Source organism: Paracoccus fontiphilus (assembly GCF_017356265.1).
GTDB classification, from domain to species: Bacteria; Pseudomonadota; Alphaproteobacteria; order Rhodobacterales; family Rhodobacteraceae; genus Paracoccus; species Paracoccus fontiphilus.
In genome coordinates, this window is the sequence record NZ_JAFNAW010000023.1 from 1 (window position 1) to 20,534 (window position 20,534).

Consider the following 20,534-nt stretch of genomic DNA (forward strand, 5'->3'; position numbering starts at 1 on the left):
GCCCGCGCGCGGGCGAGGTCTGCCGCCGTGACCGCCGTGCCGCGCAGGGGGGCGGGCGCCACCGCCTCGGCCTCGACCAGATCCAGGATCGCGCGCTCGGCCTCGGCCCCCGGCAGGTCAAGGCGCAGGTGAAGAAGGAAGCGGTCGAGCTGCGCCTCGGGCAGCGGGAACGTGCCCTCGTGCTCGATGGGGTTCTGGGTCGCCACGACCATGAAGGGATCTGGCAGAGGCCGCGTGATGCCGCCCGTCGTCACCTGCCCCTCGGCCATCGCCTCGAGCAGCGCGGACTGCACCTTGGGGGGCGCACGGTTGATCTCGTCCACCAGGACAAGGCTGTGGAAGATCGGGCCGGGGATGAAGTCGAAGCCGCCGGTTTCGGGCCGGAACACCTGCGTGCCGGTCAGGTCGGATGGCAGCAGGTCCGGCGTGCACTGGATGCGCGCGTGGCTGCCCGGCAGGTGGGCCGCCAGCGCCTTGACCGCGCGGGTCTTGGCGATGCCGGGCGGGCCTTCGATCAGGACGTGGCCGCCCGCCAGCAAGGCGATCAGCAGACGTTCGACCAAGACGTCATGGCCGATCAGCGTCGCGCCGATCTCGGCCCCCAGACGGCGGACGGCATGGGCCTGTTCTGTGGCCTGTTCGCTGTGATCGTCCATCGCATCCTCCCCTCGCGCTGAACATGCCTAGTGTGCAACTGCGCGGGGACGGGTTCCAGCGTTAAAGGGGAATTCTTCCTGCCACTTTGGTCTGAAAGCCCCTAGCGGCGCAGGGCGCAGGCGGTCAGGACGACCAACCCGCCCGCCATGGCGAACCAGGTCAGCGCATAGGAGAGGTGGTTGTTGCGAAAGGCGATCACGGTCAGGCCGCCGGTGGGCTGGCCCTCTCCCGTCCGGTCGGCGTCGATGAAATAGGGAGCAACCTCGGGCAGGGCGAGGGTGGTAGCGATGGCCTGCGTGTCGCGGGAATACCAGCGGCCCGCGGCGGGATCGTTGGCGCGCAGGAAGGCGCCGCCGGGCTGGGACAGGCGCAGCAGGCCGGTCACGGTCTGCGGCCCGGCCGGCAGGGGGCGGTCGTCGCGGCGGTCGGTGGCGACGAAACCCCGGTTGACCAGCAGGTGCCAACCCTGCCGCGTTTCAAGCGGGGTCATCACCCAGAAGCCCGGCCCGCGCTCCGTCACGGCCTGCACCAGCACGTCGCCGCCGGGGGCATATTCCCCCGTCACCGTGACGCGGCGGTATTCGGCATTGTCCGCCGTCAGCCCTGCCCAGTCGGCAGGACCCGGCGCGGGCACGGGGTCCGCCGCGACACGCGCATCCACCCGCGCGATCAGGTCGGTCTTCCAGCCCAGCCGCTGCACCTGCCAGACGCCTAGCGCCATCAGCACCAGGAAAACGGCCCCCGCCGCGACCAGCAGGGCGACAGGGCGGCGGTGGGCGGTCACGATCCCAGGCCCAGGGCCTCGTGATCCATCTGCGGCATCATGTTGGTGTTCATGTGATACATGACCCACAGGGAACCGGCCAGCACGATGACCAGGATGACCACCGTGAAGATCAGGGCCATCATGGTCCAGCCCTCGTCGCTGCGGGTGTTCATGTGCAGGAAATAGACCATGTGGACCAGGATCTGCACCACCGCCAGCCCGACCACCACGGCCGCCGTCAGCAGGCGGCTTTCGAAGCCCCCGCCCATGACCACGGCGAAGGGGATCGCCGTCAGGACCACCGACAGCACGAAGCCGGTCATGTAGGAGCGGACGCTGCCGTGGTCGTGGCTGTCCTCGTGATGGTCGCCATGCGCTTCCGCGCGGCGTTCCGCGTGGTGCTTGTCGCCTTCGGCCTGGATAGAGGGCATCAGATCATCCCCAGCAGATAGACAAAGGTGAAGACGCCGATCCAGATCACGTCGAGGAAGTGCCAGAACATCGACAGGCAGGACAGGCGGCGGCGGTTCGCGGGGATCAGCCCCCGCTGGCCGACCTGGATCATCAGCGTGACCAGCCACAAGCAGCCGAAGGCCACGTGCAGCCCGTGGGTGCCGACCAGGGCGAAGAAGGACGACAGGAAGGCCGACCGCTGCGGCCCGGCGCCCAGGTGGATCAGGTGGCTGAACTCGTAAAGCTCGACCGCAAGGAAGGCGAGGCCGAAGACCAGCGTGACGGCCAGCCATCCCAGCGTGCCCCCCTTGTTGTTCTTGACCATGGCCAGCATCGCGAGCCCATAGGTGATGGACGACAGCAGCAGAAAGGCCGTGTTCAGCGCCACCAGTTCAAGGTCGAACAGATCCTTCGGCCCCGGCCCGGCGGCATAGCTGCCGCCCAGCACCCCGAAGGTCGCGAACAGGATCGCGAACATCAGGCAGTCGCTCATCAGGTAGACCCAGAACCCGATGGAGGTCGAGGCGCCCTCGTGATGGTGGTGCGGCTCGACTTCCCAGAAATCGCCGGGGGCCTGGGGGGAAACGGTGCTCATGGATCAGACCCCTGCGCTTGCCAGCTGGCGGTCGCGCGCGTCTTCGGTGGCGCGCACCTCCTCGGCCGGGATGTGGTAGTCGCGGGCATAGTTGAAGGTATGGAGGATCGAGGCCGCGACGACGCCCGCGAAGGACAGGACCGCCAGCCACCAGATGTACCAGACCAGCGCGAAGCCGCAGATCGTGGCGAAGCCGGCGATGACGACCCCCGCCCCGGTGTTCCTGGGCATGTGGATCGGCACATAGGTCGCGCGCGGGCGGGTCTGGCCATACCGCTTCATGTCCCACCAGGTGTCCAGCCCGTGGCTGACCGGGGTTAAGGCGAAGTTGTAGGCCGGCGGCGGCGAGGAGGTCGCCCATTCCAGTGTGCGCCCGTCCCAGGGGTCGCCGGTCTCGTCGCGCAACCGGTCGCGGCGCATGATCGACACGCCGAACTGGATGAACATCGCGGCGATGCCTATGGCGATCAGGACGGCGCCGAAGGCCGCGATGATGAACCAGATCTGCAGGCTGGGATCATCGAAGACCCGCATCCGCCGCGTCACGCCCATCAGGCCCAGGATGTAGAGAGGCGCGAAGGCGGTCCAGAAGCCCACCACCCAGAACCAGAAGCTGACCTTGCCCCACCACGGATCCAGGCGGAAGCCGAAGGCCTTGGGCCACCAGTAATAAACCGCCGCGAACAGGCCGAACAGCACGCCGCCGATGATGACGTTGTGGAAATGCGCGACCAGGAACAGCGAGTTGTGCAGCACGAAGTCGGCAGGCGGCACCGCCAGCAGCACGCCCGTCATGCCGCCGATCACGAAGGTCAGCATGAAGGCGATGGTCCACATCATCGGCAGCTCGAACCGGATGCGGCTGCGGTACATGGTGAACAGCCAGTTGAAGATCTTGGCGCCCGTCGGCACCGAGATGATCATGGTGGTGATCCCGAAGAACGAGTTGACGGACGCCCCCGACCCCATCGTGAAGAAGTGGTGCAGCCAGACCAGATAGGACAGGATGGTGATGCAGACCGTCGCGTAGACCATCGAGGTATAGCCGAACAGCCGCTTGCCGGTGAAGGTCGCCACGACCTCGGAATAGACGCCGAACAGCGGCAGGATCAGGATGTAGACCTCGGGGTGGCCCCAGATCCAGATCAGGTTCACATACATCATGGCGTTGCCGCCAAGATCGTTGGTGAAGAAGTTGGTGCCCACGTAACGGTCCAGCGTCAGCAGGACCAGGGTCGCGGTCAGCACCGGGAAGGAGGCCACGATCAGGATGTTCGTGCACAGCGCCGTCCAGGTGAAGATCGGCATGCGCATCATGGTCATGCCGGGCGCGCGCATCTTAATAATCGTCACCAGCAGGTTGATGCCCGACAGCGTGGTCCCCACCCCCGCGACCTGAAGGCCCCAGATGTAGTAGTCCACGCCCACATAGGGGCTGTAGCCCAGGCCCGACAGCGGCGGGAAGGCCAGCCAGCCGGTCTGCGCGAACTCGCCCACGAACAGCGACATCATGGTCAGCACCGCGCCGCCGACCGTCATCCAGAACGAGAAATTGTTCAGGAACGGAAAGGACACGTCTCGCGCGCCGATCTGCAACGGCACGACATAGTTCATCAGCCCCGTGACGAAGGGCATCGCCACGAAGAAGATCATGATCACGCCATGGGCGGAAAACACCTGGTCGTAGTGGTGGGCGTTCAGATAGCCCTCGGACCCGTTGAAGGCGATGGCCTGCTGAAGCCGCATCATGATCGCATCGGCAAAGCCGCGCACGAACATGACCAGCGCCAGCACGATATACATGATGCCGATCTTCTTGTGATCGACCGAGGTGAACCATTCGGTCCACAGCCAGGACCACAAGCGGTACTTGTGCAGCATCCACAGCATCGCGACGCCGCCGATGGCGACGACCACGAAGGTCGCCCAGACGATCGGGTCCTGCGGGATCGCGTGCCAGTCCAGACGGCCCAGCAGGAAGGTGGTTTGGATGTCGTCAGCGCTGATCGCCATGGTCGGCTCCGCTTACAGGTTCTGGTCGGCGCCGTCCTGCGGCACGGACTGGGTCAGTTGGCCGGGCACCGGCTGGCGCCCGAAGATGCCCTGCGGGGCGTCAAGGCCGCGGCCGCGGATGGGCGACAGGTCGCGCGGCGCCGCAGGCTCGGTCGTGCCGGCGCTGGCAAGCATCTGCTCCAGCTCCTCGACGCTGCAGATGCCGGACACCTGGAAGGGCGGCAGACCCAGGACGGGGCGCGCGGCGCCGCGGATGTCCGGGTCGGTCAGCGCCGCGATGTTGGCGATGCCGGGCAGGCCCAGGCCGCCCTGCGCGTCATAGGCCATCATCTCGGCCATGCACATGCGGCCTTCCTCGACGCACATGTTCACGACACGCTGGAACAGCTGCGGATCGACGGAAGCAAAGGCCATGGGCGCGACGTTCTCGCTGGGCTTTTCCAGTTCAAGATAGCGGGCGCGGTCAAGCGTCCGGCCGCTGTCCGCCGCCTGGGCGACCCAGTCTTCGAAGCCCGCGCCGTCCAGGGCAACCGCCTTGAAGCGCATCCCCGAGAAACCGTGCCCCGAATAGTGCGAGGCAAGGCCCTGGTATTCGCCCGGCGCGTTGAAGACGCCATGCAGCGTCGTCTGCATCCCCGGCATGGCATAGATCATCCCCGCCATCGCCGGGATGTAGAAGGCGTTCATCACCGAGGTCGAGGTCAGCGTGAACTCGACCGGGCGGTCCACCGGCACGGCAAGCTGGTTCACCGAAGCCACGCCCTGTTCGGGATAGATGAACAGCCATTTCCAGTCCATCGCGACGACCTGCACCTGCAACGGCGCCTGTTCCACCGGCTTTTCGGCGCTGATCCGGTCCAGCGGACGGTAGGGGTCCAGCAGATGCGTGCCGACCCAGGTCAGCGCGCCCAGGCAGATGATGATCATCAGCGGGATCGCCCAGATCACCAGTTCCAGCTTGGTCGAATGGTCCCAGTCGGGGTCATAGCTGGCCCTCTTGTTCGTGGCGCGGTAGCGCCAGGCGAACCACACGGTCAGCGCCATCACGGGAACGATGATGATCAGCATCAGCAAGGTCGATTGCACCAGCAGTTCTGCCTGGCGCGCCGCGACGTCGCCCGAGGGGGCCAGCACGACCGGCTTGCAGCCCGCAAGCAGCGGAAGGGGGGCAAGCCAGGATAAACGTTTCAAGTGATGTGTCATGATCGGTAATGACCCCGTTGACCGCGCGAATCACACGGTTGTTCAGACGACGACGCCCTGAGATTGCGGCCCAGATAAACGCCTTGATCCAAGTCAAACATAAGACAATTTGTCGCGTATTCTTTTCCGCCGTTCTGGTGCATGGCTGTCCAAACCGCGCGAGTCCGTCGGGATCCCGCCTGTCTTGCCTTTCAAGCCGTCTTGCCCAAACCGGAGTGTTTCACGCAATGGTGACATCCGCCCAAACCCCTGACCGTCAAAGCCCCGGCAAGGATGCCGACGACATCCACGTCTCGCCCTCGGACATCGCGGTGGGCGTGGTGATCGGGCGGACATCGGAATTCTTCGACTTCTTCGTCTTCGCGATCGCCTCGGTGATCGTCTTTCCGGCGCGGCTGTTTCCCTTCGCGGACCCGTTGCAGGGAACGCTTCTGTCGTTCCTGCTGGTGCTGCTTGCCTTTGTCGCCCGGCCCGTCGGCACTGCGATCTTCATGTATATCGACCGCAAGCAGGGCCGCGTGGCCAAGCTGACGCTGGCCTTGTTCCTGCTGGGCACCTCGACGGTGGCGATGGGCCTCGTGCCCTCCTATGCGGTGGCGGGGGAATGGGCCATCGTGGTCATGGCCCTGCTGCGCATCGGCCAGGGCCTTGCCATCGGCGGAAGCTGGGACGGCCTTGCCTCGCTGCTGGCGCTGAGCGCGCCGAAGCGGAAGCGCGGCTTCTATGCCATGGTGCCGCAGCTTGGCGCGCCCATCGGCCTGATCGTGGCGGCGCTGCTGTTTTCCTATCTGGTGTCGAACCTGTCGGAACAGGACTTCCTGGACTGGGGCTGGCGCTATCCGTTCTTCGTGGCCTTCTCGGTCAACGTGGTGGCGCTGTTCGCGCGCCTGCGCATCATCGCCTCGCCCGAGTTCCAGGAGGCGTTCGAGACGCGCGAGTTGCAGCCCACCCGCATCCGCCAGACTTTCCGGGCCGACTGGCGGGCCATCTGGCTGGCCTCGTTCGTGCCGCTGGCCAGCTTCGCGATGTTCCACATGGTCACGGTCTTTCCGCTGTCCTGGGTTTATCTTTACACCGACGAAACGCTGACCTTCTTCCTGAACCTGCTGGCGGTCAGCGCGGCCTGCGGGCTGGTCTCGACCCTGGTGTCGGGCTGGCTGTCCGACCGGTTCGGTCGCCGCCGCGTCCTTTTGTGGGGATCGCTGGGCATCGGCGCCTTCAGCCTGCTGGCGCCCCTGCTGCTGTCGGGCGGCAAGACCGGCGTGTCCACCTATCTGATCGCGGGCTTCCTGATCCTGGGCATCAGCTTCGGCCAATCCTCGGGCGCGGTGGCGTCGGCCTTCAACAGCCGCAACCGCTATACGGACTCGGCCTTCGCCTCGGCGCTGGCCTGGCTGTTCGGCGCGGGGCTGGCGCCCCTGACGGCGCTGACCTTGTCCACCACGCTGGGCCTGTTCGCGGCGGGGCTTTACCTGCTGTCGGGCGCGGTCGCGACGGCCATCGCGCTGTGGCTGGTGCGCCAGTTCGAGTTCCAGAAGCAGGGCTGACCCGCCCCCGCCCTGCCCCAAGGAAAAACCGCCGGCCCATCGGACCGGCGGTCTTTTCGTGTCAGGCGCGGCGCAGGGCCTTCGCTTCCCGCCGCCGCGCGTGAAGCGCGGGCTCGGTATAGCCCGAGGGCTGCGTGGTGCCCGTCAGCACCAGATCCCGGGCGGCCTCGAAGGCGGGGCCGTCGAAGCCGGGCGCCATGGGAATGTAGTTCGGGTCGCCCGCGTTCTGCCCGTCCACCTTGGCGGCCATGCGGCGCAGGGCGTCCTCGACCTGCTCGCTGGTGATCAGCCGCTGTTCCAGCCAGTTCGCCAGCAGTTGCGCACTGATGCGGCAGGTGGCGCGGTCCTCCATCATCGGCACGTCGTCAATGTCGGGCACCTTGGAGCAGCCGACGCCCTGGTCCACCCAGCGCACCACATAGCCAAGGATGCCTTGCGCGCTGTTGTCCACCTCGCGCGCGATCTCGTCGGCCGACAAGGGCGTCTCGCCCACCAGCGCCGGGGTCAGCAGCGCGTCCAGGTCGGGGACGGGCTGGCCCTGCAACTGATCCTGGCGCGCGGCGACATCGACCATATGGTAATGCAGCGCGTGCAACGTCGCGGCCGTCGGGCTGGGCACCCAGGCGGTGTTGGCGCCCGACTGCGGATGGGCGATCTTGGCCTGCAGCATCTCGGCCAGGGCATCGGGCTTGGCCCACATGCCCTTGCCGATCTGGGCCTTGCCGCGAAGCCCGGCGTTCAAGCCGATCAGCACGTTGCGATCCTCATAGGCCTTGAGCCAGCCCGACCGGCGCGTGGCATCGCGCCCGGCGAACGCCCCCGCCTGCATCGAGGTGTGAATCTCGTCCCCCGTGCGGTCCAGGAAGCCGGTGTTGATGAAGAACAGCCGGTTGCGCAGGGCCTGAATGGTGGCGGCAAGGTTGGCGCTGGTGCGGCGTTCCTCGTCCATCAGGCCCAGCTTGACGGTATTGGCGGGCAGGCCCAGGATCTGCTCGACCTTGGTGAAGGTGCGGTCGGCGAAGGCGGCCTCGTCAGGGCCGTGCATCTTGGGCTTGACCACATAGACCGCGCCGACGCGGCTGTTGCGGGGACCGTCGGTCTTCTTCAGGTCGTGCATCGCGCAGGCGACCGTCACCATGGCGTCCATCAGCCCTTCCGGCGTGTCCTGACCGTTCAGGCGCACCGCATCGGTGGTCATCAGCAGGCCCACGTTGCGGACCAGCAGCAGCGCGCGGCCCTGCAGGGTGACGGTGCTGCCGTCGGGGCGCGTGACCTCGCGGTCGGCAGCCAGGCGGCGGGTCATGGGCTTGCCGCCCTTTTCGAAGGTGTCGGCCAGGTCGCCTGTCATCAGACCAAGCCAGTTGGCGTAAACGCCGACCTTGTCGGCGGCATCGACGGCGGCGACGCTGTCCTCGCAATCCTGGATGGCGGTCAGCGCCGCCTCCAGCACCACGTCGCGCAGGCCCGACGCCGAGGCCGCGCCGATCGGGTGGTCGGGGTTGATGACCAGTTCCACATGCAGGCCGTTGTGGCGCAGGACCAGCCCGGTGTCCCCGCCCTCGACCCGGCGGCCGACGAAGGCCGAGGGATCGCGCAGCGCACCGTCGGACGACCCGACCGTGGCGGTCAGCCCGCCGTCATCCGCATGATAGGCCGTCACCTCGGCATGGCTGCCGCTTTCCAGCGGGAAGGCTTCGTCCAGGAACCGGGCGGCGCGGGCCACGACGGCATCCCGGCGCGCGGGGTCGATGCCCCCGCCTGCCGGAGGCGGACCCATCACGTCGGACCCGTAAAGCGCGTCATACAGCGAACCCCAGCGCGCATTGGCGGCGTTCAGCGCAAAGCGGGCATTGCTGACGGGAACCACCAACTGCGGACCGGCGACCTGCGCGATCTCGGGGTCGATCCGGCCGTTGTCGATTGCAAAGGGCGCAGGTTCGGGAACCAGGTAGCCGATCTCGGTCAGGAAGGCGCGATAGGCGGCCACGTCCCAAGGCTGGTTGCCGCGCGCCTTGTGCCAGGCGTCGATCCGGCCCTGCAGGTCGGCGCGGCGATCCAGAAGCACGCGGTTCTCGGATGCGAATTCGCCCAGCAGTTCGGCATAGCCCGACCAGAAGCGGTCGGCCTCTACGCCGATGCCCGGCAGCACACTGGTTTCCACGAAGGCCGCAAGTTCCTCGGCCACGTCGAGGCCATGCCTTTGAGTGTAACTGGTCTCGCTCATCCGACAAATCCTTTCCGACTCGGGCGACGGTATACCATCGCGCACTTTCCCATTGCTTACGTCAAGGCCCGCGCATTTCCAAGCGCAGTTGGAAAGTTTTTCTGCCGTTCGGAAAAAATCTCAGCGGTCGGCCTTGTCCTCGGTCAGGACCGCGGCGGTCGCGTCGCGCGCGGCGCTTTCGTCCTCGGCCTCGGCGCCGGCCTCGACGATGTCGCGGGCTTCCTCCTCGTCCTCATCCTCGATGGTCGGGGGATCTTCGCCCGCCAGGAAGTTGCCGAACTTTTCCCAGCCGGGGACATAGTCGGCCAGAACCCGCAACACGACCAGCACCGGCACGGCGATGATCATGCCGATCACCGACCACAGCCAAGCCCACAGGGCCACGGCCAGGAAGACGACCACGGTGTTCATCTGCAACCGGCGCGACACGAAATAGGGGGTGATCACCTGCCCCTCCAGCGCGGTCAGCAGCATATAGGTCCCGGCCACCATCAAGGGCCAGAAGACGCCCGGCATGACCACAAGCGCCACGGTCCCGGACACCACCACGCCCATGATGGCGCCCAGATAAGGAATGTAGTTCAGGACGAAGGCGCTGATGCCGAACAGGATCGCGCCGGGCATCCCCCAAGCGAACATGGCAAGGCCGATGGCCAGCGCCAGCCCCGCGTTGATGATGGTGATGGCGCCCAGGTAGTTGCCCAGCGAATCCTCGATCTGGCGCAGGGCCAGATAGGCGCTGCGCTTTTCGGCCATGGAATCGAAGCTTTGCACGATCTTGAGATACAGCAGATCGCCCGAGGCCAGCATGAAGAACAGCAGGAACAGCGTGAAGACCACCTGCCCCAGGATCGCCGGCGTGAACTTCATCATGGAGGTCAGGGGGCTGTCGCCCACCTCCTCGACCCTCACGGTCGGGGGCTCGTCGCCGTTGTCGTCGGCGTTCTGGACCTCCTCGATCTCCTGGGCGGCCTGCTGCAATTCCTCGAAGGATTCGCGCAGTTCGCTGAACTTCTGTTCAAGCCGGATCTTGATGGTGGGCAGGTTCTGGGCCGCCTGGTTGATCGGGCCGCTGGCGGCCAGGGCGATCAGGGCCACCGTCACGATCAGTCCCAGCGTCACCCCCGTCGCCGTCAGCGCATCGGGAATGCCGCGGCGGCGGGCCAGGCGGCGCAGGGGGGTGAAGACGAAGAACAGCAGCGCCGCCAGCGTCACCGGCATCAGGAAGTCGCGCCCGGCGGCGATCGCCGCGAAGGCCAGGATCAGGAAGATTCCGATGACAGCCCAGTTGGCCGCGCGCCCGCTGGCGCCACTGCCTTCCGGTCGAAAACGCGGAAAGCTGAATTGCTTGTCGGCCACGGCCTGGACGCCCCCTTAGGTCAATGCCTTGGCAGCAAACGCAAGCGGCGGCCCGGTCGTTCCGGGCCGCCGCGCATGTCGGCCGCGATGGCGGCCTAGAGGGGGTGGTCGCCCGTCGCGTCGATCACGCGGGTGGGCAGGCCCATCTCGCCCAGAAGCTCCAGGAAGGGGCGGGCGGGCAGTTCCTCGACATTGACCATCGCCTTCACGTCCCAGATGCCGCGCGCGACCAGGATCGCGGCCGCGACCGGGGGCACGCCCGCCGTGTAGCTGATGCCCTGGCTGCCGACCTCCTGGAAAGCCTCCTTGTGGTCGGCGACGTTGTAGATGAAGACCTCGCCCGCCTTGCCGTCGCGGGTGCCCTTGACCAGGTCGCCGATGCAGGTCTTCCCCTCGTAGTCGGGCGCCAGGCTGGCCGGGTCGGGCAGCACGGCCTTGACGACCTTCAGGGGCACGACCTCCTGCCCCTCGGCGGTTTTCACCGGCTGCTCGGACAAGAGGCCCAGGTTCTTCAGCACCGTGAAGACGTTGATGTAATGGTCGCCGAAGCCCATCCAGAAGCGCACGTCGGCGTCCTTGTAGCGGGCGGAAAGGCTGTGGACCTCGTCATGGCCGGACAGGTATGCCTTCTGTTTGCCCACGACCGGCAGATCCCACTCGCGGCCGACCTCGAACATCCTGTTCGTGCGCCATTCGCCGCCCTGCCAGGAATAGACCACGCCGGTGAATTCGCGGAAGTTGATCTCGGGGTCGAAGTTGGTGGCGAACCAGCGGCCATGGCTGCCCGCGTTGATGTCCACGATGTCGATCGAGTCGATCTTGTCGAAGTATTCATCCTCGGCCAGGCGGGCATAGGCGTTGACCACGCCCGGATCGAAGCCCGCGCCCAGGATCGCGGTGATCCCGGCCGCCGCCACGTCCTCGCGCCGCGTCCATTCGTAGTTGCCGTACCAGGGCGGCGTTTCGCAGATCTTCGACGGGTCCTCGTGGATGGCCGTGTCGATATAGGCGGCCCCGGCGCGGATGCAGCCTTCCAGCACCGTCATGTTGATAAAGGCCGTCCCCACGTTCACCACGATCCCGGCGTCCACCTGACGGATCAGCGCCTCGACCGCGCCTGCGTCCATCGCATCGACCGCGTGGCTGGCGAAGGGCATCTGGTGGCCCTTGCCGCGCAGGCTGTCGATGATGGCATCGGCCTTGGACTGCGTGCGGTTGGCGATATGCAGTTCGCCGAATTCGGCAGCCCATTGCGCGACCTTGTGCGCCACGACTTGCGCGACGCCACCCGCGCCGATGATGAGGACGTTCTTCTTGGCCAATTACGGATCCTTTCCGGGTTGCAGAGAGGGTGCCTTACGACAGGCTGGACTTGTAGTCTTCATAGGGGAAATCGCGGACGGTGCGGATGGTGCCGTCGTCCTCGCGAATGGCGATGGCTGGCATGGCGACGCCGTTGAACCAGTTCTTCTTGACCATCGTATAGCCCGCCGCGTCGGCGATGCTGATCCGGTCGCCGACCTGCAAGGGCTGCGGAAAGCGCGCATCACCGAAGATGTCGCCCGCAAGGCAGGTCTTGCCCGCGATCTGGTATTCGTGGCCGCCGTCCTGCGGCAGCTTGGCCGTTTCGCGATAGATCAGCAGATCCAGCATGTGCGCCTCGATGCTGCTGTCCACGATGGCGACCTGCTTGCCGTTGTCAATGATGTCCAGGACGCTCACCTCGAGCGAGGTGGTCCGGGTGATGCTGGCCTCGCCGGGTTCAAGATAGGCCTGGACGCCCCAGCGGTCCTGGAACGCCTTCAGCCGGTCGGCCAACCGGTCCAGCGGATAGCCCTCGCCCGTGAAATGGATGCCGCCGCCCAAGGACACCCAGTCCAGGCGCTTGAGGATGGGGCCGAACTCGGTCTCGATCCGGGTCAGTTGGCTGTCGAACAGGTCGAAGTCGCGGTTCTCGCAGTTGTAGTGGATCATCACCCCGCCGATCCGGTCCATCGCGGCCTCCAGCCGCGACAGGTCCCATTCGCCCAGGCGGCTGAAGGGCCGCGCCGGGTCGGCCAAGTCGAAGCCGCTGGTGGAAAAGCGCGGGTTCAGGCGCAGGCCGCGCGCGATCCCCGCCGCCTTGTTGTCGAAGCGGTCAAGCTGGGACAGGCTGTTGAAGATGATCTTGTCGGCGTAACCTACCGCCTCGTCGATCTCGTGATCGGCCCAGGCGACGGAATAGGCATGGGTTTCCTTGCCGAACTCCTCGTGCCCCAGGCGCAGTTCGAACAGCGACGAGGAGGTCGTGCCGTCCATGTAGTCGCGCATGAAGTCGAAGACCGACCAGGTGGCAAAGCATTTCAGCGCCAGCAGCGCCTTGGCCCCCGACGCCTCGCGCAGATGGGCGACCTTTTCCATGTTGCGGCGCAGCGCCGGCTTGTCGATGAGGTAGAACGGCGTCTGCATCCGGGCCATGCGAAACCTTTGGGGTCAAATGCGAAAGGGCCGATATAGCCACGGCACGAGGTTTTCGCAAGAAAGCGTGACAGCCGGGTGACAGGGCGGGCGCGGGCGGTCAGCCGCCTGCGGCAAGGCGCCGGAATTCGCGTTTCAGCAGGTCCAGTTCGGCGCGCAGTTGCGCGACCTCGGCCAGAAGGTCGTCGCCCGCGACCGTTCCCGCGGTCAGGGCAAGGCTGGACAGGACCTCGTCCCCCGCGACCAGCAGCAGGCTGTGCGCGCCCTGGTCGATGACGGCCGGCGGAAGGCTGACTGACACCGCCCAGACGCCGGGACCCGCATCGCGCAGGCTCGCCTCGGCCACGACCTCTCCACGATGAAGCACGGACAGGGCGGCCGGCGGGTTGGCCGCCTGCAGCGCGCCGTTCCAGCACCCGCCCGAGACGCCATGGCTTTCGAATTTCATTGCCGTTCCTTCAGGCCTGCGCACGCGGGCGGCACGATACCACCGCGTCATTGATGCCGACCGCGTTCATGCGCGGCGATTCGAAGATCAGATCCAGCCAGGCCTTCTCGATGGGGCGGTTCGCCAGATCGGCATAGGCCAGGTCGAACTCGACCCGCCTCGCGGCGCCCTGGCCTTCGACCGGATGGCCAAGCTGGCGCAGCATCGTTTCGGTGTTCGGGCCCTGGACCAGGTTGATCCGGGCATAGATGGTGATCGGGCGCTCGGCATCCAGCCTGGTGTCAAGCTGCAGGATGCGGTCGGCGCCCAGCCGCGCCAGCACGTCGTCCGGCAGGTCGATCGCCAGGGACAGGAAGCTGCCCGAGAAGCCCAGCATCTCCAGGTGCATCGCATAGCCGGACCCTTGTCCGGGGCGCGGACGGGCCGTCTGGCGCAGGATCATGGCGCGGTGCGGGCAGTCGTGCCACAAGGCCGCGTCCTCGCCCAGGCGGTGCCCGTTGCCGGGGGCCGCGACCGCCTGCGGGCTGATCCGCCCGCGCAGCAGGCGCGGGCGCCAGTGCCAGTCGGTGCCGGGCGGCAGGTCGTCGTCCGGCACCCCCAGGGGGCGCAGCATCCACGGGTCCGAGGCTTGCAGGAACCGGCCCAGCTGGCGATGCAGGACCTGCGCGCGGCTTCGCAACTCGGGGTCGACCGGGCGCGGCCTGCGATCCTGCCTGTCGGCGACACGCGCCCAGTCGACGCGGTCCCCGCCGGCACGCAGCATTTCAAACAGACGCTTGACCATTCGGGGCCCTTTCCGCTCGCCCCTCGTGGATAGACTGCAACCACAGCGCGAACAAGCGCGCTAGGCCACCAATTCGTTCAACCGGGCGGCGCAGGCGAAATCCGCATCCGTCAGCCCGCCCGCGTCGTGCGTGGTGAAGGCGACCTCGCAATAGCCCCAGCCGAAGGACACGTCGGGATGGTGGTTCCGCCTGTTGCCCAGCCAGGCCGCCAGATTGGCCATCTCCACCGCCTTGGCGAAGCCCTTGAACTCGAAGCGCCGCAGGATCGCCCTGCCGTCGGGCGACAGCCGCCAGCCGTCCAGGGCTTCCAGTCGCGCCGCGATCCGGTCCGGTTCCATCATGTCCTCCTCACAGCAACGGAGAGGCCAGCGCCAGCAGGTTGTTGCGAATCCGGCGCAGGATGGACCAGCCGCGAACCTCCTCAAGCGTGATCTCTCGCGATCGCTCGATGTAGCCGTCCTGCCGGGCGTCCAGTTCGGCCACGAACTCCCGGTCGAAGACGGCCATGTTGACCTCGTAGTTCAGCTCGAAGCTGCGACGGTCCAGATTGGCACTGCCGACCATGCCCATGCGGCCGTCCACGGTCATGATCTTGGAATGCAGCAAGCCGTCCTGGAACAGCATGATCCGCGCGCCCGCCGACAGAAGCCCGAAGTAGAACCCCTCGCTGGTGGCGCCCACGACGAGGGAATCGTTGCGGGCGGGCAGGATCATCGTGACCTCGACCCCCCGCCGGGCGGCGGCGCGGACGGCGGCGTCCACGGCGGTGTCGGGCACGTAATAGGGCGTGGTGATGACCACCTGGTCGCGCGCCGCGTGCAGCATCCCCGCCAGGCAATCGGAAATGGACCCCTGCCGCCGGTCCGGCCCGGTGGCGATGACCTGCGCGATCTCTCCGGGATCGGCGACGGGTGCGACGGGCTGCTGCATGTCGCCCAGATCCTTGCCGGTATAGCTCATCCAGTCGCCCAGGAAGACCGACTGGAACTGCCGCACCACGGGCCCCTCGACCGACATCAGGATGTCCACCCAGGGCGCGAAGCGCGGCTTGATGGCAAAGGCCATGTCGGCGCAGTTGCGGCTGCCCGAAAAGGCCACGCGGTTGTCCACGACCAGGATCTTGCGGTGGTTGCGCAGATCCAGCCTGCGGAACAGCACGCTGATGAAGGGCAAGCCCCAGGGAAAGGCGGTGACGCATTCGGCCCCTGCCTCCTGCATCTGCGCCCACAACGGAGATCGAACCAGCAGCCGCGAGCCAAGCGCATCCACGATCACCCGGCATTCGACGCCGCGCCGGGCGGCGCGGGCCACGGCCTCGGCCATCTTCTGCCCCGAATGGTCGGGCAGCCAGATGTAGAACAGGATGTGGACGTGATCCGCCGCCCTGTCGATCGCGTGGATCAGGCGGTCGATGGCTTCGTCGCCCTCCTCCAGCAGGTGGATGCGGTTTCCGGTCAGCGCCGACATGCCGCCCACGGCCGCATTCGCCGCGACCACGGGCAGCGCGTAATGCGGCGGCTCCGCGATGACGGCGGGGTTCGGGACGCGCAGGTTGGTCAGCCGGTCGCGGACGTCGGCCATGCGCTGGACCTCGGCCTGGTTCAGCCGCACCTCGCCGAACAGCACATAGGCCAGGATGCCGACCACCGGCAGCGCCTCGATCACCATGATCCAGGCCAGGCGGACGGACGGGTCCAGCCGCGGGCGGATCAGGACGCGCGCGATCAGGGCCAGGGTGACCGTCGTATGCAGCGTGACAAGGATCGAGGCCCACATGGCGCGCATCATTCCCGCCCGCCGCGGCAATTGCAATTCCCCCCGTCGCGGCCTATTTCGGGGGCTTGCAACAGCATGGGTCGCCCGCGAATGAACTGGATCACCAACTACGTCCGCCCGCGCATCAATTCGCTGTTCTCGCGCCGCGAGGTGCCCGAGAACCTGTGGACGAAATGCCCCGAATGCGGAACGATGCTGTTCCACCGCGAGCTGTCGGACAACCTCAACGTCTGCACCAACTGCGACCACCACCTGGCGATCAGCCCCCGCGACCGCTTCGCGGCGCTGTTCGACGGCGGCGCCTTTGTCGAGGTGAAGGTGCCCGAACCCACAGCCGACCCGCTGCAGTTCCGCGACCAGAAGAAATACCCCGAGCGCATGAAGGCCGCGCAAAAGGCCACGGGGGAAAAGGAAGCCATGCTGGTGGCCGAAGGGGAAATCGGCCGCACCCCCATCATCGCCGCCGCCCAGGACTTCAGCTTCATGGGCGGGTCGATGGGCATGTATGTGGGCAACGCCATCATCGCCGCCGCCGAACGCGCGGTGAAGACCAAGCGCCCGCTGGTGCTGTTTTCCGCCGCCGGGGGCGCGCGGATGCAGGAAGGCATCCTGTCGCTGATGCAGATGCCCCGCACCACCGTCGCGATCGAGATGCTGCGCGAGGCGGGCCTGCCCTATGTCGTCGTGCTGACCCATCCCACCACGGGCGGCGTCACCGCCTCCTACGCCATGCTGGGCGACATCCAGATCGCCGAACCCAATGCCCTGATCTGCTTCGCCGGCCCCCGCGTGATCGAACAGACCATCCGCGAGAAACTGCCCGAAGGCTTCCAGCGCGCCGAATACCTGCTGGAGCACGGGATGCTGGACCGCGTGACCCATCGCAAGCGGTTGCGCGACGAGCTGGTCTCGATCCTTCGGATGCTGGGCGGCCTGCCCGCGCCCACCCGCGCCGACCTGCCCGCGCCCGCCGAACCCTCGGCCGCCCCTGTCGCGGCCGAGCCGGTCACCGAGAAGGCCGTCTGAACACGGCCTTCCTTCATCTTGGTCCAAATATCCCGGGGGTCCGGGGGCTGGCCCCCGGCTTGTCCACCATGAGCCATTCCGACGTCATCCTTGACCGCCTGATGTCCCTGCATCCCAAGGTCATCGACCTGTCGCTGGGCCGGATGCACCGCCTGCTGTCCGCCCTCGGCAACCCCGAACGCCGCATCCCGCCCGTCATCCATGTCGCGGGCACCAACGGCAAGGGCAGCACCCAGGCGATGATCCGCGCGGGCCTCCAGGCCGGGGGCGCGCGCGTCCATGCCTATACATCGCCGCATCTTGCGCATTTCCACGAACGCATCCGGCTGGCGGGCGACCTGATCGCGGAAGCCGACCTTGCCGCGACTCTCGAAGAATGCGAGGCCGCCAACGACGGCCAGCCGATCACCTTCTTCGAGATCACCACGGCGGCGGCCTTCCTCGCCTTCTCGCGAACACCCGCCGACTACACCCTGCTGGAAGTCGGCCTCGGCGGCCGGCTGGACGCCACCAACGTGATCGACAACCCGCACCTGACGGTCATCACCCCCGTCAGCATCGACCACACGCAGTACCTGGGCGACACGCTGCCCCTGATCGCAGGGGAAAAGGCCGGCATCATCAAGCGCGGCGTGCCGGTGATCGTCGGCCCGCAACAGGATGAAGCCCTGCGCGTGATCGAGGCCAAGGCTTCCGGCCTGACGGCGCCCGTCTTCGCCCATGGCCAGCACTGGATGATCGCGCGCGACCGCGACGGCATGGTCTACCAGGACGACCACGGCCTGTGGGATTTGCCCTTGCCGAACCTGATCGGCGCCCACCAGATCCAGAACGCGGGCACTGCGCTTGCCGCCCTGCGCCATCTGGGCGCGACCGAGGCCCAGGCCCGCGCGGCGGTGACGCAGGCCGAATGGCCCGCCCGGATGCAGCGCATGAAGCGCGGTCCCCTGGTCGATCTGGCAGGCCCGCAGGCCGAACTGTGGCTGGACGGCGGCCACAACCCGGCGGGGGGCGAGGCCCTGGCCGCGACCCTGGCCGCCATGCCGCCCCGCCCGACGCATCTGGTCTGCGGGATGCTGAACACCAAGGACATCGCGGGCTACCTGCGGCCCCTGGCCACCCATGCCCGATCCCTGACGGCCATCGACATCCCCGGAGAGCCGAACACCCTGCCTGCCGCCGCCACGGCAGAGGTGGCGGGCAGCGTCGGCATGACCGCGACCACCGCGCGGAATGCGGCGGCAGCCATCGCACGGATCATCGACCGCGACCCGCAGGCCCGCGTGCTGATCTGCGGATCGCTGTATCTGGCGGGCCGGGTTCTGCGGGAAAACGGCTGACGGCTCAGGCCTCGCGGCCCCAGCCGGCGTCCTGCATCTCGCGCAGGCGGCTGGCCGTGCGCTCGAACTCGAAGGAGCCCTCGCCCTCGTTGTAAAGCTGCTCCGGCTGGTCGGCGCCGCTGGCGATCAGGCGCACCTTGGCCTCGTAAAGCGCGTCGATCAGGGTCACGAAGCGCTTGGCCTCGTTGTAGTTCGAGGCCGACAGCCGGGGAATGCCGTCGATCATCAGGACCTCGACCGCGCGCGACAGCGCCAAGTAGTCGGCAGGCCCCAGCGGCTTGCCGCACAGGTCCCAGAAGCCCGACCGGCCGACCCCCTCGGCAAACAAGGGCAGATCGAAGCTGCGCCCGCCGACATCGATCCGTTGCAGGCTGCCCGCCGCATCGCCGGTCAGGTCGGACCAGATCGCGTCCATCGCGGCCTTGGCCGATGCATCCGCCGGGCAGAACCAGACCTGCCCGCCTGTCACCCTGCCCTGCCGGTGATCGACGGCGCTGTCCAGGCACACGACTTCAAGCCGCTGGCGGATCAGGTCGATGAAGGGCAGGAACAACTGCCGGTTCAGCCCGTGCTTGTAGAGATCCTCGGGCACCCGGTTCGAGGTGGTGACGATCACCACCCCCTGCTCCAGCAGGACCTGGAACAGCCGCCCCACGATCATCGCGTCCGCGATGTCGGTGATCTGCATCTCGTCGAAACACAGCAGGCGGACGGTGGACGCGACCTCCAGCGCCACGGGACGCACGGTGTCCTGGTCGCCCCGCTGGCGGGCGCGGTTCAGCCCGGCCTGGATTTCCTGCATGAACTCGTGGAAATGCACGCGCCGCACCGGCACCGTCGCGGCCTCGGCCATCAGGTCCATCAGCATCGACTTGCCGCGCCCGACGCCGCCCCAGAGGTAAAGGCCCCTGGCTGCGGGGGCGGCGGGCGCGGGGTTGCCGACGCCCAGAAAGGCGCGCCAGGCGGACCGCTTTTCGGGCGGGGGCGTTGCGGCGATGTCATCCAGCACCCGGTCCAGATGCGGCAGGACGGATTGCTGCGCGGGATCGGGCTCGATCCGCCCTTCCGCCACGCGCTGCCGATAAAGTTCGCTGACCTTGCCCATGGCCCGCAGTTGCCACGGAAGGCCGAAGACCCGCAAGGGCCAATGCTTGACCGCCCGCCGCCCGCCATGCCACCCCTGCAAGGGAAACCGAAAGCGAAGCCATGCCCCCCAAGACCCCCGACCGGATCGCAGACATCCCCGTCCTGTTCGTCATGGCGGCCCCTGCCGAATACGGCCCCGCCCTGCGCGCCCGCATCGACCCGCTGATCACCGGCATCGGCCCGGTCGAGGGCGCGGTGCAACTGGCCGCCGCCCTGGCCGGGATGCGCGAACGGCCCCGGCTGGTCGTGTCGCTGGGATCGGCGGGCTCGGCCCGGCTGGAACAGGCCGAGGTCTACCAGGTCACGGCGGTCGCCTATCGCGACATGGACGCCTCGCCCCTGGGGTTCGAGAAGGGGCGCACGCCGCTCCTGGACCTGCCCGTCCGCGTCGACATGCCCCATCGAGTCGAGGGGGTCGCGGGTGCGACCCTGTCCACCGGCGCCAACATCGTCAGCGGCGCCGCCTACGCCGCCATCGCCGAGGACATGGTGGACATGGAGACCTTCGCCCATCTGCGCGCGTCCCAGCATTTCGGGGTTCCGCTGATCGGGTTGCGCGGAATCTCGGACGGGGTGGCCGAATTGCAGCACCTGTCCGACTGGACCCAGTACCTGCACATCATCGACGAAAAGCTGGCGATGGCGGTGGACCGCATCGCCGAACAACTGGCGGACGGACGTCTGGTGCCGGCCGCCCCGCGCTTGTCCTAGGGCCTTGCACCCCCTAAAACCCCTAGGG

19 protein-coding genes are annotated in these 20,534 nt (G+C 67.3%); 4 read left to right on the forward strand and 15 right to left on the reverse strand.

The window, feature by feature from the left end:
* The 6 genes from J0F76_RS09965 to cyoA all read right to left on the reverse strand — a co-directional run.
* A partial coding sequence (locus tag J0F76_RS09965; RefSeq protein ID WP_207468701.1) for an AAA family ATPase occupies nucleotides 1-656 on the reverse strand: 656 nt, incomplete at its 3' end.
* Nucleotides 657-757: 101 nt separating this feature from the next.
* Nucleotides 758-1,441, reverse strand: a complete 684-nt coding sequence (locus J0F76_RS09970; protein ID WP_341351581.1) for an SURF1 family protein — start codon at nucleotides 1,439-1,441, stop codon at nucleotides 758-760.
* Complete coding sequence (gene cyoD, locus J0F76_RS09975) at nucleotides 1,438-1,854, reverse strand: cytochrome o ubiquinol oxidase subunit IV (RefSeq protein ID WP_207468704.1); 417 nt, start codon at nucleotides 1,852-1,854, stop codon at nucleotides 1,438-1,440. The genes J0F76_RS09970 and cyoD overlap by 4 nt, the downstream gene beginning before the upstream one ends.
* Nucleotides 1,854-2,471 (reverse strand): cytochrome o ubiquinol oxidase subunit III, encoded by a 618-nt coding sequence (gene cyoC / locus J0F76_RS09980; RefSeq protein WP_207468707.1) that lies wholly within the window; start codon nucleotides 2,469-2,471, stop codon nucleotides 1,854-1,856. The genes cyoD and cyoC overlap by 1 nt, the downstream gene beginning before the upstream one ends.
* Before the next feature lie 3 nt (nucleotides 2,472-2,474).
* Nucleotides 2,475-4,484: a cytochrome o ubiquinol oxidase subunit I gene (cyoB, locus tag J0F76_RS09985; protein ID WP_207468709.1), complete on the reverse strand. Its 2,010-nt coding sequence runs from the start codon at nucleotides 4,482-4,484 to the stop codon at nucleotides 2,475-2,477.
* Between the two features lie 12 nt (nucleotides 4,485-4,496).
* Nucleotides 4,497-5,675 (reverse strand): ubiquinol oxidase subunit II, encoded by a 1,179-nt coding sequence (gene cyoA, locus J0F76_RS09990; protein ID WP_242690119.1) that lies wholly within the window; start codon nucleotides 5,673-5,675, stop codon nucleotides 4,497-4,499.
* A 239-nt stretch (nucleotides 5,676-5,914) separates the two neighbouring features.
* Between cyoA and J0F76_RS09995 the strand changes: the two genes are divergently transcribed.
* Complete coding sequence (locus tag J0F76_RS09995) at nucleotides 5,915-7,234, forward strand: MFS transporter (RefSeq protein WP_207468715.1); 1,320 nt, start codon at nucleotides 5,915-5,917, stop codon at nucleotides 7,232-7,234.
* A 61-nt stretch (nucleotides 7,235-7,295) separates the two neighbouring features.
* Here J0F76_RS09995 and J0F76_RS10000 read toward each other — a convergent pair whose 3' ends face one another.
* The 8 genes from J0F76_RS10000 to cls form a co-directional block, all read right to left on the reverse strand.
* Nucleotides 7,296-9,458 carry a malate synthase G gene (locus J0F76_RS10000; RefSeq protein ID WP_207468724.1) on the reverse strand — a complete coding sequence of 721 codons (2,163 nt, stop codon included), beginning with the start codon at nucleotides 9,456-9,458 and terminating at the stop codon, nucleotides 7,296-7,298.
* 120 nt (nucleotides 9,459-9,578) lie between these two features.
* The gene (locus J0F76_RS10005) at nucleotides 9,579-10,817 is read right to left on the reverse strand and encodes an AI-2E family transporter (RefSeq protein ID WP_207468727.1); all 1,239 of its coding nucleotides are present in this window, start codon (nucleotides 10,815-10,817) and stop codon (nucleotides 9,579-9,581) included.
* 95 nt (nucleotides 10,818-10,912) lie between these two features.
* The gene (locus tag J0F76_RS10010; RefSeq protein ID WP_207468729.1) at nucleotides 10,913-12,139 is read right to left on the reverse strand and encodes a saccharopine dehydrogenase family protein; all 1,227 of its coding nucleotides are present in this window, start codon (nucleotides 12,137-12,139) and stop codon (nucleotides 10,913-10,915) included.
* Between the two features lie 34 nt (nucleotides 12,140-12,173).
* Nucleotides 12,174-13,274, reverse strand: coding sequence for a carboxynorspermidine decarboxylase (gene nspC, locus J0F76_RS10015; protein WP_207468731.1), 1,101 nt, complete (start codon nucleotides 13,272-13,274; stop codon nucleotides 12,174-12,176).
* Nucleotides 13,275-13,374: 100 nt separating this feature from the next.
* Entirely contained in the window at nucleotides 13,375-13,722 is a 348-nt protein-coding gene (locus J0F76_RS10020) for a hypothetical protein (protein ID WP_207468733.1), read from the reverse strand.
* Nucleotides 13,723-13,732: 10 nt separating this feature from the next.
* The gene (locus J0F76_RS10025; protein WP_207468736.1) at nucleotides 13,733-14,506 is read right to left on the reverse strand and encodes a DUF6478 family protein; all 774 of its coding nucleotides are present in this window, start codon (nucleotides 14,504-14,506) and stop codon (nucleotides 13,733-13,735) included.
* A gap of 60 nt (nucleotides 14,507-14,566) precedes the next feature.
* Nucleotides 14,567-14,848, reverse strand: a complete 282-nt coding sequence (locus tag J0F76_RS10030; protein ID WP_207468751.1) for a 4a-hydroxytetrahydrobiopterin dehydratase — start codon at nucleotides 14,846-14,848, stop codon at nucleotides 14,567-14,569.
* A gap of 7 nt (nucleotides 14,849-14,855) precedes the next feature.
* Nucleotides 14,856-16,295, reverse strand: a complete 1,440-nt coding sequence (gene cls / locus J0F76_RS10035; RefSeq protein WP_242690120.1) for a cardiolipin synthase — start codon at nucleotides 16,293-16,295, stop codon at nucleotides 14,856-14,858.
* Nucleotides 16,296-16,373: 78 nt separating this feature from the next.
* Here cls and accD point away from each other — a divergent pair, with 78 nt between their 5' ends.
* Together accD and J0F76_RS10045 are read left to right on the forward strand one after the other, a co-directional pair.
* Nucleotides 16,374-17,309 carry an acetyl-CoA carboxylase, carboxyltransferase subunit beta gene (accD, locus tag J0F76_RS10040; RefSeq protein ID WP_207468753.1) on the forward strand — a complete coding sequence of 312 codons (936 nt, stop codon included), beginning with the start codon at nucleotides 16,374-16,376 and terminating at the stop codon, nucleotides 17,307-17,309.
* 68 nt (nucleotides 17,310-17,377) lie between these two features.
* Nucleotides 17,378-18,649, forward strand: coding sequence for a bifunctional folylpolyglutamate synthase/dihydrofolate synthase (locus tag J0F76_RS10045; RefSeq protein WP_207468755.1), 1,272 nt, complete (start codon nucleotides 17,378-17,380; stop codon nucleotides 18,647-18,649).
* Between the two features lie 4 nt (nucleotides 18,650-18,653).
* Here J0F76_RS10045 and zapE read toward each other — a convergent pair whose 3' ends face one another.
* Complete coding sequence (gene zapE / locus J0F76_RS10050; protein ID WP_207468757.1) at nucleotides 18,654-19,754, reverse strand: cell division protein ZapE; 1,101 nt, start codon at nucleotides 19,752-19,754, stop codon at nucleotides 18,654-18,656.
* Between the two features lie 101 nt (nucleotides 19,755-19,855).
* Between zapE and J0F76_RS10055 the strand changes: the two genes are divergently transcribed.
* Nucleotides 19,856-20,506 (forward strand): 5'-methylthioadenosine/S-adenosylhomocysteine nucleosidase, encoded by a 651-nt coding sequence (locus tag J0F76_RS10055; RefSeq protein ID WP_207468759.1) that lies wholly within the window; start codon nucleotides 19,856-19,858, stop codon nucleotides 20,504-20,506.
* Nucleotides 20,507-20,534 lie beyond the last annotated feature (28 nt).

Coding starts and splice junctions, on each gene's coding strand:
- accD (WP_207468753.1), top strand. CDS start 16,374: ATGAACTGGATCACCAACTACGTCCGCCCGCGCATCAATTCGCTGTTC.
- J0F76_RS10000 (WP_207468724.1), bottom strand. CDS start 9,458: ATGAGCGAGACCAGTTACACTCAAAGGCATGGCCTCGACGTGGCCGAG.
- cls (WP_242690120.1), bottom strand. CDS start 16,295: ATGATGCGCGCCATGTGGGCCTCGATCCTTGTCACGCTGCATACGACG.
- cyoB (WP_207468709.1), bottom strand. CDS start 4,484: ATGGCGATCAGCGCTGACGACATCCAAACCACCTTCCTGCTGGGCCGT.
- J0F76_RS10020 (WP_207468733.1), bottom strand. CDS start 13,722: ATGAAATTCGAAAGCCATGGCGTCTCGGGCGGGTGCTGGAACGGCGCG.
- cyoC (WP_207468707.1), bottom strand. CDS start 2,471: ATGAGCACCGTTTCCCCCCAGGCCCCCGGCGATTTCTGGGAAGTCGAG.
- J0F76_RS09995 (WP_207468715.1), top strand. CDS start 5,915: ATGGTGACATCCGCCCAAACCCCTGACCGTCAAAGCCCCGGCAAGGAT.
- zapE (WP_207468757.1), bottom strand. CDS start 19,754: ATGGGCAAGGTCAGCGAACTTTATCGGCAGCGCGTGGCGGAAGGGCGG.
- J0F76_RS10030 (WP_207468751.1), bottom strand. CDS start 14,848: ATGATGGAACCGGACCGGATCGCGGCGCGACTGGAAGCCCTGGACGGC.
- J0F76_RS10055 (WP_207468759.1), top strand. CDS start 19,856: ATGCCCCCCAAGACCCCCGACCGGATCGCAGACATCCCCGTCCTGTTC.
- cyoD (WP_207468704.1), bottom strand. CDS start 1,854: ATGCCCTCTATCCAGGCCGAAGGCGACAAGCACCACGCGGAACGCCGC.
- J0F76_RS10045 (WP_207468755.1), top strand. CDS start 17,378: ATGAGCCATTCCGACGTCATCCTTGACCGCCTGATGTCCCTGCATCCC.
- nspC (WP_207468731.1), bottom strand. CDS start 13,274: ATGGCCCGGATGCAGACGCCGTTCTACCTCATCGACAAGCCGGCGCTG.
- J0F76_RS10025 (WP_207468736.1), bottom strand. CDS start 14,506: ATGGTCAAGCGTCTGTTTGAAATGCTGCGTGCCGGCGGGGACCGCGTC.